Origin of the sequence: Shinella curvata (assembly GCF_022899935.1) — a bacterium.
Lineage (GTDB): Bacteria > Pseudomonadota > Alphaproteobacteria > Rhizobiales > Rhizobiaceae > Shinella > Shinella curvata.
The window spans coordinates 664842-679799 of sequence record NZ_JALJCJ010000001.1 but is presented as its reverse complement, the minus strand read 5'-3'; the positions used below and the strand labels follow the sequence as shown (position 1 = coordinate 679799).

Here is a 14958-nt window from a genome sequence, read left to right as displayed (position 1 = left end):
CGCTGTGGATCAGGCCGTTTCGGCAAGCGGCGGCGCGCTGTCGTGGGCCCATTGCTTGTGGAACCCCGGCAGCGGCAAAGGGCGGCCGAAATAATAGCCCTGGAAGACGGTGCAGCCGAAGGATTGCAGCAGAAGGAACTGCTCCTTTGTTTCGATGCCTTCGGCGACGACAGACATGTCGAGCGTGCGGGCGATGTCGAAAATACTTTTTAGAAGCAGTTGGTTGCGCTTGTTGCCGGGTGCTTCCTGCACAAAGGAACGGTCGATCTTGATTTCGTGGATGGGCAGGCGGCGCAGGTGGCTGAGCGAGGAATATCCGGTACCGAAGTCGTCAAGCGATATGGTGACGCCAGCGGTGCGCAGTGCGCTCATCTTGCTGACGATGAGATCCACATCGTCGGCCATCATGCTTTCGGTCAGTTCCAGCTTGAGCCGGGTCGGATCGATTTCGAGCGTGGTCAGGCGCGCAAGCACGGTGTCGACGAAGTCGTCTTTCATGAACTGGTCGACGCTGACATTGACGGAGAGCTTCAGATCGCGCGTTGCTGCATCCTGTTGCCAGAAGACGAGCGTCTTGCAGGATTCGTTGAACACCCAGTCGCCGATGACAGGCATGAAGCCTGCCTCCTCCGCAACGGGAATGAATTCGGCAGGGGAGACGTATCCGCCGCCCGGCCGTTTCCATCGCAGCAGCGCTTCGGCGCCCGTCAGTTTTCCGGTTTGATCGACCTGAGGCTGATAGAAAAGCTCGAATTCCCGGTTTGTCAGTGCGGCCTTGAGGTCGCGGGCCTGGTCGAGATTGCGCGCAAACTCCCGCTGCATGGCGTAAACGCCGCCGCAGAGCATGATAATGGCGACAATGGTGTTGAGCCACGAACCGTAGATGCGGAATTCGTCAGCGATCGGATCGGCGTAGGGCACGCGGAAATTCGTGCTGGCGAAGAAGACGAAGGATACCAGGCAGAGCGCGATCAGTGCGACCTGAAGGCGCGAGTTTTCGCGCTGGTAGTTGATGTAGCCGAGAAGGGCCAGAACAAGCAGGAAAAGATGGGAGACCCGCGGCGCCACGGCGCTCGGCACATCGAACAGCAGGCAGAAGACGATGACGATGGCAAGGAATGAAAACTGGGAGAGGAAGAGGGCGGCCGAAAGCTGATGGCGGCGCGTCAGCGCGTAGCTGGCAAAGGCCGTCACGATCAGGGCCGCATCCATGACTGCAAGCGACCAGGCCTGCATGTAGGCGAAAACGAGCCCCCAGCCTGTCGTCAAAATGCCAACCGTTAACGCGGCCGTGCCATAGGCAAGCCTGAAGCGCCGGGATTGGTCTTCGAGTTGCTTCACGTGATGCGAACCGTCATTGCTGTTGTTGGGCCTGTCGGGCAGGCCGTTTGTGATTATGCCTACGCGACATTCCTTCAGAAAGTGCAAAAATACGCACCACCAGTAACTCGGGGTTAGTTTGCCGCTTCCGATGCCACAACGCCGGCGTTTATTAGAGCTTGACTTGCCTTGGCGGCTTGAAAAACATGGCCTGGCATCAGGCCGCCATGATGGCGTACCCTGGTCGAGGGAGTAGAGGAAACATCATGACCGACTATCTCGCAGATGTCCGCAAATATGACAGCGGTGCCGACGAGGCCATCGTCAAGAAGATCGTGAGCCATCTCGGCATTGCGCTGCGCAACCGCGACTCCTCGCTGGTCTCCTGCTCCGACCCCGCGGAACTCGACCGCGTCAAGGAGAAGTGGTGCGGCAAGAAGTTCGGCATCACGGGCGATGCCGCCGACAAGGCGGTAGAGGCCGTCTGCAAGGCGATGGCCGACGATCGCTCGAAATCGCGGGTCACCTTCTACTATCTGACGGCCAGGGAACTTGGGAAACTCGGCGCGCTCGCCTGAGAAAGGCTCGGCCTGAACAACACACAGTCTTGGGGAAAACGGGGAAATCCCATTTCGCCCTTTGGTCGCCGCCGTTCGCGCATTAGTATCTCACGCTGGACAACGAATCGGCGGCGACCATGCAGCAATATCTCGACCTTCTCGCCCATGTGATGGAAAACGGCTCCGACCGCGGAGACCGGACCGGCACGGGTACGCGCGGCGTCTTCGGCCACCAGATGCGCTTCGACCTGTCGGAGGGTTTTCCGGTCCTGACGACCAAGAAGCTGCACCTGCGCTCCATCATCCATGAACTCTTGTGGTTCCTGAAGGGCGATACCAATATCGGCTATCTCCATGACAACGGCGTCACCATCTGGGACGAATGGGCGGACGAGAAGGGCGAACTCGGCCCGGTCTATGGCTATCAATGGCGCTCCTGGCCGACCCATGACGGCCGTCATCTCGACCAGATCGTCGCGGTCATCGATAGCATTAAGCGCAATCCGAATTCCCGCCGCCACATCGTCTCGGCCTGGAACCCGGCGCTCGTCGACGAGATGGCGCTGCCGCCGTGCCATTGCCTGTTCCAGTTCTATGTGGCGGACGGAAAACTGTCCTGCCAGCTCTACCAGCGCTCGGCCGACATCTTCCTCGGCGTGCCCTTCAACATCGCTTCTTACGCGCTACTGACCATGATGGTGGCGCAGGTGACGGGGCTGCAGCCGGGTGATTTCGTGCATACGCTCGGCGATGCACATATCTATGCCAATCATTTCGAGCAGGTGCGCACGCAGATGACGCGCAAGCCGAAGCCGCTTCCGTTCATGAAGATCAATCCCGATGTGAAGGACCTTTTCTCCTTCAAATTCGAGGACTTCACCCTGATCGGCTACGAAGCTGATTCATCCATCAAGGCGCCGATCGCCGTCTGATTTCCGGGAATTCGCATGAGCCAAGCCAAGATCGTCCTCGTCGTCGCCGTGGCGCAAAACGGTGTTATCGGCCGTGACGGCGACCTTCCATGGCGCCTGCCGTCCGACCTCAAGCGCTTCAAGCTGCTGACCCTCGGCAAGCCGGTCCTGATGGGCCGCAAGACGTGGGATTCGATCGGCCGGCCGCTGCCGGGCCGCCCGAACATCGTCATCACCAGGGATACGACGTTCTCCGCACCGGGCGCCGAGGTGGTCTCCTCGCTCGACGCGGGGCTGGTCTCGGCGCGCCGCGAAGCCGAAAAGCTCGGTGTTGACGAGGTTTGCGTCATCGGCGGCGGGCAGATCTATGCGCAGGTCTTCGACCGGGCGGATATTCTCCACGTCACCCATGTCGAGGCGGATATCGAAGGTGACACGCGGTTCCCCGCAATCGACCCGGCCGTGTTCGACAAGGTCGTCGAGGAGCCCATTCCCCAGGGCGAGAAGGACAGCCACGCCATGCGTTTCGTCACCTGGCGCCGGAAAACAGCGGCCTGAAGCTCCAAATCGCGCCGATCACGAACTATTTTGCCGCACGGGCGCGCATCCCGTCGCGGATTTGTTGAAAGGTGCCCGAGGGATACCTATAACGGGTTCACCTAGCGTTGCGCGGCGAAACAATCCGCGAAACGCTCAGCAACAGATCGATGGCGGATTTTCGCGGTTTGCGGAGATGCGCCAAGGGGATTCGAAAGAAAGAGGTATTGATGCCCTGGAGCAATCAGAATGGCGGCGGCGGCCCTTGGGGTGGCGGCGGCAGCGGCGGTGGTGGAAACAATCAGGGGCCATGGGGGCAGGGTCCGAACCGGCCCCGCGGTGGCGGCGGCAACGGCAGTGGCGGCCCGCCGGACCTTGAGGAAATCATCCGACGTGGCCAGAACCAGCTGAAGAACGTCATGCCGGGTGGTTTCAACGGCGGCGCCGTTGTGATCGGCCTCCTGCTTCTCGGCGTTTTCTGGCTGATGAACTCCATCTACACCGTCCAGCCGGATGAGCGCGGCGTCGAGCTGCGCTTCGGCAAGCCCAAGCAGGAAGTTTCCATGCCGGGCCTGCATTTCCATATGTGGCCCTTCGAGACCGTCGAACTCGTCAAGATCACCGAACAGCAGCAGAATATCGGCCGCCGCGCGGCGTCGTCGAATTCCGACGCTTCGGGGCTGATGCTGACGGGTGACCAGAACATCGTCAACGTCCAGTTCTCGGTGCTCTATTCGGTCACCGATCCGCAGGCCTACCTCTTCAATCTCGAATATCCCGCCGAGACGCTGCAGCAGGTCGCCGAAAGCGCCATGCGCGAAGTCGTCGGGCGCCGTCCGGCCCAGGACATCTTCCGTGATAACCGTCAGGCGATCGCCGAGGGCGTGAAGACGACGATCCAGGCGACCATGGACGCCTATGGCGCCGGCATCTCGATCAACACCGTCGCCATCGAAGACGCGGCGCCGCCGCGCGAAGTGGCCGACGCGTTCGACGAAGTGCAGCGTGCCGAGCAGGATGAGGACCGCTTCGTCGAAGAAGCGAACCAGTACGCCAACCAGAAGCTCGGTCTTGCCCGCGGTCAGTCCGCGCAGATCCGCGAAGAGGCGGCCGCCTACAAGGACCGTGTCGTCAAGGAAGCGGAAGGTGAGGCGGCACGCTTCCTTTCCATCTACGAACAATACAAGGCAGCGCCCGATGTTACCCGCAAGCGTCTCTTCCTTGAAACCATGGAAGGCGTGATGAAGAACTCCAAGAAGGTCATCATCAACGAGAATCAGGGCGGACAGGGGGTCGTACCCTTCCTTCCCCTCAACGAACTGGGCCGCACGACGGGCCAGCAGGCGGGAGGTACGCAGTAATGGGTAACCGTTTGCCAGCCATCCTGGTCGCCGTCGGCGTTCTTCTCTTCATCGCCTATTCCTCGGTGTTCGTGGTCAACGAGCGCCAGCAGGCGATCGTCATCCGCTTCGGCCAGATCCAGGACGTCAAGACCGAACCGGGCATCTATTTCAAGCTGCCCTTCGGCTTCATGGATGCCGACAGCGTCCAGTACATCCAGGACCAGGCGCTGCGCTTCGATCTCGACGACATCCGCGTCCAGGTCTCGGGCGGCAAGTTCTACGAGGTCGATGCTTTCGTGGTCTACAAGATCACGGACGCCCGTCGCTTCCGCGAGGCCGTCTCGGGTGACCGGGAATCGGCGGAATCGCGCCTGCGCACCCGTCTCGATGCGGCGCTGCGTCGTGTCTACGGTCTGCGTGGCTTCGAATCCGCTCTTTCCGAAGAGCGCGCTTCGATGATGCGCGAAGTCCGTGGCGAGTTGACCAACGACGCCTCGAACCTCGGCCTGACGATCTCGGATGTGCGCATCCGCCGTACTGACCTGACGCAGGAGGTCTCGCAGCAGACCTATGACCGCATGAAGGCGGAGCGTCTGGCTGAAGCCGAGCTCATCCGCGCCCGCGGTAACGAAGCCGGCCAGCGCCGCCGCGCCATCGCCGACCGTCAGGTCGTCGAGTTCATCGCGGACGCGCAGCGCGACTCGGAAATCCTGCGCGGTGAAGGCGACGGCGAACGCAACCGCGTCTTCGGTCAGGCCTTCTCGCAGGATCCGGCTTTCTTCGACTTCTATCGGTCGATGAGCGCGTATCAGGCTGCGATGGGTTCGTCCGACACCACACTGGTGCTGTCGCCGCAGTCGGAGTTCTTCCGCTATTTCGAGAATGCAGCCGGCAACAAGCCTGCGGCATCCACGGGCGCGACCTCCGGCACGGCAACGACGCCGTCGACCGCGAACTGAAGACCATGGCCGATTTCCTGACGGGAATCGCCTTCTTCCTGATCATCGAGGGGCTGGTGTACGCACTGGCCCCTTCGGTTTTGAGGCGTATGGCGGAAATGCTGCCGCGCATTCCCGAGAACCAGCTGCGGGCAAGCGGGCTCTTCGCCGTCGGGCTCGGCGTACTGATGGTCTGGTTCATCCGGGGCGCATGACGGCGGCTCTTGCAGCGACCCGCGAAGACGGGCATGACTTTCACATCAATTCAGCGTGGCGGACTGATTTTTGCCGTATCCGGGGCAAACACTCGCCATGAGATCCGGAACGAATGGGGATGCCTGATATGGCTTTGAAGACGACGTCCAGCGCAGCCAAAGCGGCGCTTGCGCTCGCGGTAACATTCTCGCTGGTGGCAGGCGCACCGTTCACCGTGCCGGCCGCCGCCGAGGTGAAGCCGGCGAACAACGGTCCGGAATCCGTGGCGGACCTCGCCGAGAGCCTGCTCGACGCCGTCGTCAACATTTCCACCTCGCAGAACGTCAAGAGCGACGACAAGGCGCCTGTTCCGCAGGTGCCGGAGGGCTCGCCCTTCCAGGACTTCTTCGACGAATTCTTCAAGGGCGAAGGCGGCGAGGGCGGCAACCAGGGCCAGACGGTCAATTCGCTCGGCTCCGGTTTCGTCATCGACCCCTCGGGCTTCATCGCGACGAACAACCACGTCATCGAGGGCGCCGACGATATCGAGGTGAATTTCGCCAATGGCTCCAAGCTGAAGGCCAAGCTCGTCGGCACCGACCCGAAGACCGACCTTGCACTTCTCAAGGTCGAGCCGAAAGCGCCGCTGAAGGCCGTGCCCTTCGGCGATTCCCGCGTGATGCGTATCGGTGACTGGGTGATGGCGATCGGCAATCCGTTCGGCCTGGGCGGTTCGGTGACGGTCGGCATTATTTCGGCGCGCGGCCGCAACATCAATGCCGGCCCCTACGATAACTTCATCCAGACGGATGCGGCCATCAATCGCGGCAATTCCGGCGGCCCGCTGTTCAACATGAAGGGCGAGGTCATCGGCATCAACACCGCCATCATCTCGCCCTCGGGCGGCTCGATCGGCATCGGCTTCTCCGTACCGACGGAGCTGGCGCAGAACATTTTCACGCAGCTGCGCGACTATGGCGAGACGCGTCGCGGATGGCTTGGCGTGCGCATCCAGCCCGTCACCGACGATATTGCCGAAAGCCTCGGCATGAAGGAGACCAAGGGCGCGCTGGTGGCCGGCATCATCAAGGGCGGTCCGGTCGACAACGGCTCGATCGAGACGGGCGACGTCATCATCCGCTTCGATGGCAAGGATGTGCACGAGATGCGCGATCTGCCGCGCGTCGTTGCGGAAAGCCCGGTCGGCAAGGCGGTGGATGTGCAGCTGCTGCGTGACGGCAAGGAGATCACCGTCAAGGTTACGCTCGGCCGTCTCGAAGACGGTGAAAAGCAGGCGGATGCTGCAGACGAAGTGACGCAGGAAGACGGCACGACAGAAGAGGGCACGACGCCCGAGACCGGCGAGAAGGCCGCACCCGTTCAAGCCGATCTGGTGCTCGGCATGGCGATCAGCGATCTCGACGCGGATGCGCGCAAGACCTTCGATATCGTCGAAAGCGTCAAGGGTGTTATCATCACCGAGGTTGCTCCGGACTCCGCCGCCGCCGAGCGCGGCATCGTGCCGGGCGACGTGATCGTTGAGATCGGCCAGGAAACGGTGGCGACCGCCGAGGAGGTCAGGACCCGCGTCGACAAGCTGAAGTCGGAAGACCGCCGCAACGCGCTCATGATGATCGCCAACCGCACCGGCGCTCTGCGCTACATCACGGTTCGCATCGACTGATAAAAGGCAAAGCCCCGTCAGGGACTTGCTGTCGGCAACAGAGAGATCGATTCAGGCCGTTGGAGCGTCGCTTCAACGGCCTTTTGCATGGGATCAGGCGGGGATCACGAAGTCGGACTTGCGATAGCCCTGCAGGTAGAGCAGCGCGGTAAGGTCCCCATGATCGATGCGGATTTTCGCCTCGGCCGCAACAGCGGGCTTGGCATGCAGAGCGACGCCGGCGCCGGAGAGGTGCAGCATGCCGAGGTCGTTGGCGCCATCGCCGACGGCCATGGCTTCATCAGGGGTAATGCCGAGGCGCGTCGCGATGTCGTTCAGCGCATCGACCTTGGCCTGCTTGCCGAGGATCGGTTCGGCGACTTCGCCAGTCAGCTTGCCGTCGGCGTCGAGAAGGAGGTTGGCGCGGTTTTCGTCGAAGCCCAGCGTCGCGGCGATGCGGCTCGTGAAAACGGTGAAGCCGCCGGAGACGAGGGCGGTGTAGTAGCCCTTTGCCTTCATGGTGGCGATGAGTTCGAGACCACCCGGCGTCAGCGTGATGCGCTTTTCGATGACCTCGTCGACGACGGAGATCGGCAGGCCCTTGAGCAGGGCGACGCGCTCGCGAAGCGCGGGCTCGAAGGCGATCTCGCCGTTCATGGCGCGGGCGGTGATTGTGGCGACCTTGTCCTTGAGGCCGACTTCGGCGGCCAGTTCGTCGATGCATTCCTGACCGATCATCGTCGAATCCATGTCGGCGATGAGAAGCTTTTTGCGGCGTGTCTCGGCGTTCTGCACGGCCAGATCGATTGGCGCGTCGCCGATGACGGCGCGGATTTTACCGCCCGCTTCATCCGGATCGCTGTCGTCGCGCAGCGCGATGTCGCAGGCGATGCCGTCGGCGAGCCAGTAGAGGCCGGACGCATTGACGGCCTCGGCGGCCTTTTCGGCGAGCGCTGCGGTCAGAACAGGGTTTGACGGATTGGCGACAAGCGTGGCAACGAAAGCCATGATGGAAAACCTTGATCAAAAGCGGGACGCGATCCTGATAACGGGCCCGACGGCCAGCGGCAAGTCCGCGCTTGCCGTGCGCCTTGCCGCCGAGCACGGCGGCGTCGTGGTCAATGCCGACAGCATGCAGGTCTATGACACGCTGAACGTGCTCACCGCGCGCCCACAGCCCGGCGAGATGGGCGGCATCGAACACCGGCTCTACGGCCATGTTCCTGCTGGGGCTACCTATTCCACCGGCGACTGGCTGCGCGAGGCTGGTGCTCTGCTGATAGAGCTGCGCGCGCGAGGCAAGCTGCCGGTCTTCGTCGGCGGTACGGGACTGTATTTTCGCGCGCTGACGGGCGGCCTGTCGGATATGCCCGCCATTCCCGACGATATCCGCGAACGGGTTCGCGCACGGCTCGCGGTTGAGGGCGCGGAGGCGCTGTACCGGGATCTTGCGGAACGCGACCCGGAAACAGCTGCACGGCTGATGGTCGGCGATGGCCAGCGCATCGTGCGGGCGCTTGAGGTGATCGAAGCGACGGGCAAGTCAATCTCTGCCTTCCAGTCGATGTCGGGGCCGGCGGCGATCGATCCGGAGCGGGCGCAAAAGATCGTCGTTCTGCCGGACCGTGCCGTTCTGGCTGCTCGCATAGATCGGCGTTTCGGCCTGATGCTCAAGCTGGGTGCGGTGGAGGAGGTGAGGGCGTTGCTCGCGCAAAATCTCTCGCCGGCCATGCCTGTCATGAAGGCGATCGGCGTGCCGCAGATTACGGCCATGCTGGCGGGCGAGATGCGCGAGGCCGAAGTGATCGAGAGGGGGGCCGCGGCGACGCGGCAATATGCCAAACGCCAGATGACCTGGTTCCGCAACCAGCTCGACGAAAGCTGGCGGCGGATCGATCCTTTGGCAGACACTTGAAGAGGTTCAGCGGCGGATAAGGCTGCTTAGAGGTTTCTTGAGCAGCTGTTCGCGGATCGAGCCTTCGCGCCTTGGCTGCTCCGGCTGTGGTTCGCCGAAGGCCGGGCGGGCCGGCTGCCGGTAGGGATCGACGGCAGGGCGCGCCTGATCCGTCGTCAGCTCGCGGCGGATGGCTTCGAACCGTTCCTGCGCCGGAGGATCGTAGGCGCCGGCGGCACCTGGCAGCATGTCGGGGCGGTAGGGCTCATGCATGGGCGCTGCAGCGGCCGGGCGATACGTCTCGGGCGCCGTCGCGGTCGCGGCGGGGCGATAGGGATCCTGTGCCGGTACCGTGCCTGAAGGGCGTGGTGCGGATGCTGCGTTTTGCAGCGTGTCGATATACCCTTCTTCGTCCTCGTAAGGTGCGTCCTCATAGCCCGTTGGCAGGGCGCCCTGGCTCTGCGTGGCGAGATAGGCGTTCTGGAAACCGGAAATGTCGGGTCCGGTGATGGCGCGCATGCGCGCGACGATGTTGCGCAGGTCGACGCTTTGCGGCGTCTCCTCGTTGATCTTCACGCCGGTGCCGTTCGCTTTGGGCAGGCGGTCTGAGTCCACGCGGGAAAAGCGCATGCGCATCGGCACCGCGACCGCTTCGCCAAAGGCGATCGCTTCGCCATTGCCGATTGACGAGATGAAGCTCGTCGTGGACGACGAGGAATTGGGAATCGCCGACCGGATGATCTCCTGGTCGTGATCGTTGGCGAGGCGCATCGCGAAGATCGTCGAGCACTGCGACAGGATGGTCGGATCGAGTTCGCCGGGGCGCTGCGTGATGATGCCGAGCGAAACGCCGTATTTACGGCCTTCCTTGGCGATGCGTGCGATGGCCTGGCGCGTCGGCAGGAAGCCGAGCTTCGGGTCGGCCGGCACGTAGCGGTGCGCCTCTTCACAAACCACCAGCATGTGCACGCCGCCATTGCTCCACAGGCCGATTTCGAAGGCCATGCGGCAGAGAACGGACGCGACGGAATTGACCACCTCGGACGGAATGCCCGCGAGCTGGAACGTCGTCACCGGCTTGCCGTCGCCGGGAATGCGGAAGATGCGGGCGATGGTGTCGAGGATCGTATCGGTGATGGTGTTCGAGGAGAACATGAAGTGGTAGCGCGGGTCGTTGATCGCCGACATGATCTTGACCTTGAGCGAGCGCAGATGCGGCTTCTCGGCGCGGCCTTCGAGGCGACCGATGCGCTCGTCGATAAGCGCCAGCAGGTCGGCGATGCGAAAAGGCACCGGCGTATCCGACGTTACCGAACTCTTTTCGCTGGCGCGGCGCATAAGGCCATTGTCGCTGGAGCCGCGGAAGGCGCGTTTGGCCTCGGGAATGAGGTCGCGCAGAATGTCCATTTCTTCCGGCACCGGCGGGCGACCGCGGAAGACCACTTCGGCGAATTCCTCCAGCCGGAACAGCCAAAAGGGCAGATCCAGCGTATCCGTGTCTATGACGACGGCGAGATTTCCGAAAGCGGAGGCGAATTCATTGTGCGGGTCGAGGATCAGCACGCGCAGGCGCGGATTGGCCTGGATGGCCTTGTGCAGCAACAGTGCGACGGAGGTCGACTTGCCGACGCCGGTGGTTCCCACGATGGCGAAATGCTTTTCCAGCATGGACGGGACGTGGATCGTGGCGTCCAGGCTTTCATCCTGCGTCAGCTTGCCGATGGCGCAGACGTCGTTCTTGCCGGTATCGTAGACCTTCGCGAGGTCGGCGGCGCGAATGCGGTGTGCGATGGCACCGAGATGCGGATAGTCAGTGATGCCGGCGGAAAACTCCTCGCGGCCGTCAGGGCCGACATGGACTTCGCCGAGAAGCTCCACCTCGATGCGGAAGACGGTGTCGCGGTTCTCCACCCAGCTCTGCTGATCGGTGGCCATGGAATAGACGAGGGCGACGATGCGATTGCGGCCGACGGAAATCGAGATGAGGCGGCCGACGGCCCACAGTTCGGTAAGTGCTGTCTGCCCGCTTTCGGCGACGGCGCTGATGGTGGCGTGCGAACCGTTGCAGGCCACGACACGGCCCATCAGACGGTTGCCCTGCAACGCATCATCCCGACGTTCCTGTTCGCCCGCCACGATGGAACTCTGAAAATCACTGTTCAGCAATCACGGCACTCCTTGCCATCAAAGCGGAAGTCTAGCGGGTGCCGCTTAATAAGACGTTTCGTGCCGGCGCAGCCTTGGTTCACCTTTCGGCCGGCACGCCGGTTTCCGTGCCGTTTCGAAACATCCGGAAAAGCGTTGACGTGTGTTGGCTTTGTAGCTAACACTTCGCTCCATGAAAAATCTGACTTCTATTATTCTTGTGGTGGGAACGCGCATGGGCAGGGTGGTGTAACCATCCGGCGAAAGCACCCATGCGCGGTAAGCAGGCTCCTCCAAGGGGCCTTTTTTTATGCCCGAAAATTCGATAAGCACCCTGGAAATACGAAAGAGACGGACGGGAAACCGATGAGCGGAACAGAAAACCAGATGACAGGCGCCGAAATTGTCTTGCAGGCGCTGAAAGACAACGGCGTAGAGCATATCTTCGGCTATCCCGGCGGCGCCGTGCTGCCGATCTACGACGAGATCTTCCAGCAGGACGATATCGAGCACATCCTCGTTCGCCACGAGCAGGGCGCCGGCCACATGGCCGAAGGTTACGCCCGCTCCACCGGCAAGGTCGGCGTCATGCTCGTCACGTCGGGTCCGGGTGCGACGAATGCCGTCACCCCGCTGCAGGATGCGTTGATGGATTCCATTCCGCTTGTCTGCCTCACCGGTCAGGTTCCGACCACGCTCATCGGTTCGGATGCCTTCCAGGAATGCGACACGGTCGGCATCACGCGCCCCTGCACCAAGCACAACTGGCTGGTCAAGGACGTCAACGACCTCGCGCGCATCATCCACGAGGCGTTCCGCGTCGCGCAGAGCGGCCGCCCGGGTCCTGTCGTCGTCGATATCCCGAAGGACGTGCAGTTCGCCACCGGCACCTACACGCCGCCGTCGGCCGCGCCGGCTCAGAAATCCTACCAGCCGAAGGTCTCGGGCGATGCGCGTGCCATCGAGGCGGCCGTCAGCCTGATGAAGGGCGCCCGCCGTCCGATCATCTATTCCGGTGGCGGCGTCGTGAATTCGGGTCCGGAGGCCTCGCGCCTGCTGCGTGAACTGGTCGAGATCACCGGCTTCCCGATCACCTCCACGCTGATGGGCCTCGGCGCCTATCCGGCCTCGGGCAAGAACTGGCTGGGCATGCTCGGCATGCACGGTTCCTACGAGGCGAATATGGCGATGCATGACTGCGACGTCATGGTCTGCATCGGCGCGCGCTTCGACGACCGTATCACAGGCCGCCTGAACGCGTTTTCGCCGAACTCGAAGAAGATCCACATCGACATCGACCCGTCCTCGATCAACAAGAACGTCCGTGTCGACGTTCCGATCCTCGGCGATGTCGGCAACGTCCTCGAGGACATGGTTCGCCTGTGGCGCGCCGGTGCGAAGGATTACGACAAGGCGGTTCAGGGCGACTGGTGGACGTCGATTGCCAAGTGGCGCGCCCGCAACTCGTTCGCCTACAAGCACAGCGACGACGTGATCATGCCGCAATATGCGATCCAGCGGCTCTATGAGCTGACCAAGGACCGCGACACCTACATTACGACGGAAGTCGGCCAGCATCAGATGTGGGCGGCGCAGTTCTTCGGTTTCGAGCAGCCGAACCGCTGGATGACCTCGGGCGGCCTCGGCACGATGGGCTACGGCTTCCCGGCGGCGATCGGCGTGCAGGTCGCGCACCGCGACAGCCTCGTCATCGACATCGCCGGCGACGCCTCGATCCAGATGTGCATTCAGGAAATGAGCTGTGCGGTCCAGTATAATCTGCCCGTCAAGATCTTCATCCTGAACAACCAGTACATGGGCATGGTGCGCCAGTGGCAGCAGTTGCTGCACGGCAACCGCCTGTCGAACTCCTATACGGAAGCCATGCCCGACTTCGTCAAGCTGGCGGAAGCCTATGGCGGCGTCGGCATTGCCTGCGACAAGCCCGGTGATCTCGACGGCGCCATCCAGGAGATGATCGACGTCAAGCGCCCGGTCATCTTCGATTGCCGCGTGGCGAACCTCGCCAACTGCTTCCCGATGATCCCCTCGGGCAAGGCGCATAACGAAATGCTGCTGCCCGACGAGGCCACGGACGAAGCGGTCGCCAACGCGATCGACGCCAAGGGCCGCCAGCTCGTTTGATGAAAAGGTAGAAACTGATATGAACGCACACCTTCAACCCACCGGTTCTGCCTATTTCATCGCCAAGGAAACCCAGGTCGCGGAGAGCCACACGCTCTCCGTGCTCGTCGACAACGAGCCGGGCGTCCTTGCCCGCGTCATCGGCCTGTTCTCCGGCCGCGGCTACAACATCGAAAGCCTCACGGTTTCCGAGACCGAGCATGAATCGCACCTGTCGCGCATCACCATCGTGACGCGTGGCACGCCGAGCGTGCTGGAGCAGATCAAGTCGCAGCTCGAGCGCATCGTCCCTGTCCACCGCGTGGTCGACCTCACGGTTCGCGCCAAGACGATGGGCCAGGAACGGCCGATCGAACGCGAAGTGGCGCTGGTCAAGGTGACCGGTTCCGGCGAGATGCGCGCGGAAACGCTCCGCCTTGCCGATGCCTTCCATGCCAAGGTCGTCGACGCGACCGTCGACCACTTCATCTTCGAGATCACCGGCAAGTCGTCCAAGGTCGACCAATTCGTGGCCGTCATGAAGCCCCTCGGCCTGTCCGAAGTCTGCCGTACGGGCATTGCCGCTATGAACCGCGGCCCGCAGGGCATGTAATTGCCTGCCGCGCGGCATCGGCTGACTGCTACATGGATGCTGGCGATGATCTCGTTATCGTCGCCAATCCATGCGCAGGATGCTGGTGCCGGCGCGGCTCCTCCTGCCGGCTATGACGCCATTGGCAATCTCGTGCTCGGCAATGCCGAAATCCAGTCGCGTTACAAAGTCTGCCCGGCGGATATTGCAAGAACAGCCCGTCCGCTGTGGAAAAGCCTCTGGTCGAGCGACGAATGGGCTGAAGAGCGCTGCGAAAAGGACATCGAAGCCTGCCATCATGAGTGCATGGAGTGGCGCAATGAGAGTGCCTGCTTCGCGCTTGGGCGGGCCTATGAGAAGGCTATCCCTGCCGTTTCGTCGCATCTCTCCCAGATGTTGTTCGCCGAAGCCTGTGCGCTGGGCAGTCGCGGTGGATGCACCAATCGAGCTTCTGGTATTCGCAACGCGCAATATGACGGCGATCCGATGCTTGCGACCGATCCGGAAAAACTTGCGTCCTGCTATTTCCGGACATTTTCCTTCAGCTGCGGCGACGTCGATGCCTGGGGCTGCACGATGCTCGGGCAATCCTACCAGCTGGGCGAGGGGGTGGCGCCGGATATGGACGCCGCGCAGCGGCGATATCTGCAAGCCTGCGAGATCAAACCGGATTTCCCGGCCTGCGACTACGCCAGAAGCATGATGCAGGAGCTCGGCGCCGGCGCGGAATGATCGC

General features: G+C 62.5%; 14 protein-coding genes. 11 read left to right on the top strand and 3 right to left on the bottom strand.

Annotated elements, in window-relative coordinates; translation table 11 throughout:
• Nucleotides 1-9 precede the first annotated feature (9 nt).
• A complete protein-coding gene (locus tag MUU55_RS29285) occupies nucleotides 10-1341 on the bottom strand; it encodes a putative bifunctional diguanylate cyclase/phosphodiesterase (RefSeq protein ID WP_244759330.1) in 1332 nt (443 codons plus the stop codon).
• Nucleotides 1342-1586: 245 nt separating this feature from the next.
• Between MUU55_RS29285 and MUU55_RS03310 the strand changes: the two genes are divergently transcribed.
• From MUU55_RS03310 to MUU55_RS03280, 7 genes are all read left to right on the top strand, one after another.
• The gene (locus MUU55_RS03310; RefSeq protein WP_244759329.1) at nucleotides 1587-1898 is read left to right on the top strand and encodes a DUF2853 family protein; all 312 of its coding nucleotides are present in this window, start codon (nucleotides 1587-1589) and stop codon (nucleotides 1896-1898) included.
• Between the two features lie 119 nt (nucleotides 1899-2017).
• Nucleotides 2018-2812, top strand: coding sequence for a thymidylate synthase (locus MUU55_RS03305; protein ID WP_244759328.1), 795 nt, complete (start codon nucleotides 2018-2020; stop codon nucleotides 2810-2812).
• A gap of 15 nt (nucleotides 2813-2827) precedes the next feature.
• The gene (locus MUU55_RS03300; protein WP_244759327.1) at nucleotides 2828-3349 is read left to right on the top strand and encodes a dihydrofolate reductase; all 522 of its coding nucleotides are present in this window, start codon (nucleotides 2828-2830) and stop codon (nucleotides 3347-3349) included.
• 209 nt (nucleotides 3350-3558) lie between these two features.
• Nucleotides 3559-4689 (top strand): FtsH protease activity modulator HflK, encoded by a 1131-nt coding sequence (hflK, locus tag MUU55_RS03295; protein ID WP_244759326.1) that lies wholly within the window; start codon nucleotides 3559-3561, stop codon nucleotides 4687-4689.
• Entirely contained in the window at nucleotides 4689-5630 is a 942-nt protein-coding gene (gene hflC / locus MUU55_RS03290) for a protease modulator HflC (RefSeq protein WP_244759325.1), read from the top strand. The genes hflK and hflC overlap by 1 nt, the downstream gene beginning before the upstream one ends.
• A 5-nt stretch (nucleotides 5631-5635) precedes the next feature.
• Entirely contained in the window at nucleotides 5636-5824 is a 189-nt protein-coding gene (locus tag MUU55_RS03285; protein ID WP_244759324.1) for a DUF2065 domain-containing protein, read from the top strand.
• Between the two features lie 119 nt (nucleotides 5825-5943).
• Nucleotides 5944-7488 carry a DegQ family serine endoprotease gene (locus MUU55_RS03280; RefSeq protein ID WP_425314127.1) on the top strand — a complete coding sequence of 515 codons (1545 nt, stop codon included), beginning with the start codon at nucleotides 5944-5946 and terminating at the stop codon, nucleotides 7486-7488.
• Between the two features lie 93 nt (nucleotides 7489-7581).
• Here the strand turns inward: MUU55_RS03280 and serB are convergent, their stop codons facing one another.
• Nucleotides 7582-8475 (bottom strand): phosphoserine phosphatase SerB, encoded by an 894-nt coding sequence (gene serB / locus MUU55_RS03275; RefSeq protein ID WP_244759322.1) that lies wholly within the window; start codon nucleotides 8473-8475, stop codon nucleotides 7582-7584.
• On the opposite strand from serB, the gene miaA reads away from it, so the two are divergent.
• Nucleotides 8474-9382: a tRNA (adenosine(37)-N6)-dimethylallyltransferase MiaA gene (gene miaA, locus MUU55_RS03270; protein WP_244759858.1), complete on the top strand. Its 909-nt coding sequence runs from the start codon at nucleotides 8474-8476 to the stop codon at nucleotides 9380-9382. The genes serB and miaA overlap by 2 nt on opposite strands.
• A 6-nt stretch (nucleotides 9383-9388) precedes the next feature.
• Here the strand turns inward: miaA and MUU55_RS03265 are convergent, their stop codons facing one another.
• The gene (locus MUU55_RS03265) at nucleotides 9389-11527 is read right to left on the bottom strand and encodes an ATP-binding protein (RefSeq protein WP_244759321.1); all 2139 of its coding nucleotides are present in this window, start codon (nucleotides 11525-11527) and stop codon (nucleotides 9389-9391) included.
• 345 nt (nucleotides 11528-11872) lie between these two features.
• Here MUU55_RS03265 and MUU55_RS03260 point away from each other — a divergent pair, with 345 nt between their 5' ends.
• Genes MUU55_RS03260 through MUU55_RS03250 form a run of 3 tightly spaced genes read left to right on the top strand, consistent with a single transcriptional unit; the run spans nucleotide 11873 to nucleotide 14954 of the window.
• Nucleotides 11873-13651, top strand: a complete 1779-nt coding sequence (locus MUU55_RS03260) for an acetolactate synthase 3 large subunit (RefSeq protein ID WP_244759320.1) — start codon at nucleotides 11873-11875, stop codon at nucleotides 13649-13651.
• A 19-nt stretch (nucleotides 13652-13670) separates the two neighbouring features.
• Nucleotides 13671-14243 (top strand): acetolactate synthase small subunit, encoded by a 573-nt coding sequence (gene ilvN / locus MUU55_RS03255; protein ID WP_244759319.1) that lies wholly within the window; start codon nucleotides 13671-13673, stop codon nucleotides 14241-14243.
• A 36-nt stretch (nucleotides 14244-14279) separates the two neighbouring features.
• On the top strand, nucleotides 14280-14954 hold the full coding sequence (locus MUU55_RS03250; protein ID WP_244759318.1) for an SEL1-like repeat protein: 675 nt from the start codon (nucleotides 14280-14282) through the stop codon (nucleotides 14952-14954).
• Nucleotides 14955-14958 lie beyond the last annotated feature (4 nt).

What these genes read in the sequence shown, in the direction of transcription:
- miaA (WP_244759858.1), top strand. Translation starts at nt 8,474, where the DNA reads ATGATGGAAAACCTTGATCAAAAGCGGGACGCGATCCTGATAACGGGC.
- MUU55_RS03250 (WP_244759318.1), top strand. Translation starts at nt 14,280, where the DNA reads ATGCTGGCGATGATCTCGTTATCGTCGCCAATCCATGCGCAGGATGCT.
- hflK (WP_244759326.1), top strand. Translation starts at nt 3,559, where the DNA reads ATGCCCTGGAGCAATCAGAATGGCGGCGGCGGCCCTTGGGGTGGCGGC.
- MUU55_RS03260 (WP_244759320.1), top strand. Translation starts at nt 11,873, where the DNA reads ATGAGCGGAACAGAAAACCAGATGACAGGCGCCGAAATTGTCTTGCAG.
- serB (WP_244759322.1), bottom strand. Translation starts at nt 8,475, where the DNA reads ATGGCTTTCGTTGCCACGCTTGTCGCCAATCCGTCAAACCCTGTTCTG.
- hflC (WP_244759325.1), top strand. Translation starts at nt 4,689, where the DNA reads ATGGGTAACCGTTTGCCAGCCATCCTGGTCGCCGTCGGCGTTCTTCTC.
- MUU55_RS03280 (WP_425314127.1), top strand. Translation starts at nt 5,944, where the DNA reads ATGCCTGATATGGCTTTGAAGACGACGTCCAGCGCAGCCAAAGCGGCG.
- MUU55_RS03310 (WP_244759329.1), top strand. Translation starts at nt 1,587, where the DNA reads ATGACCGACTATCTCGCAGATGTCCGCAAATATGACAGCGGTGCCGAC.
- MUU55_RS03305 (WP_244759328.1), top strand. Translation starts at nt 2,018, where the DNA reads ATGCAGCAATATCTCGACCTTCTCGCCCATGTGATGGAAAACGGCTCC.
- MUU55_RS03300 (WP_244759327.1), top strand. Translation starts at nt 2,828, where the DNA reads ATGAGCCAAGCCAAGATCGTCCTCGTCGTCGCCGTGGCGCAAAACGGT.
- ilvN (WP_244759319.1), top strand. Translation starts at nt 13,671, where the DNA reads ATGAACGCACACCTTCAACCCACCGGTTCTGCCTATTTCATCGCCAAG.
- MUU55_RS03285 (WP_244759324.1), top strand. Translation starts at nt 5,636, where the DNA reads ATGGCCGATTTCCTGACGGGAATCGCCTTCTTCCTGATCATCGAGGGG.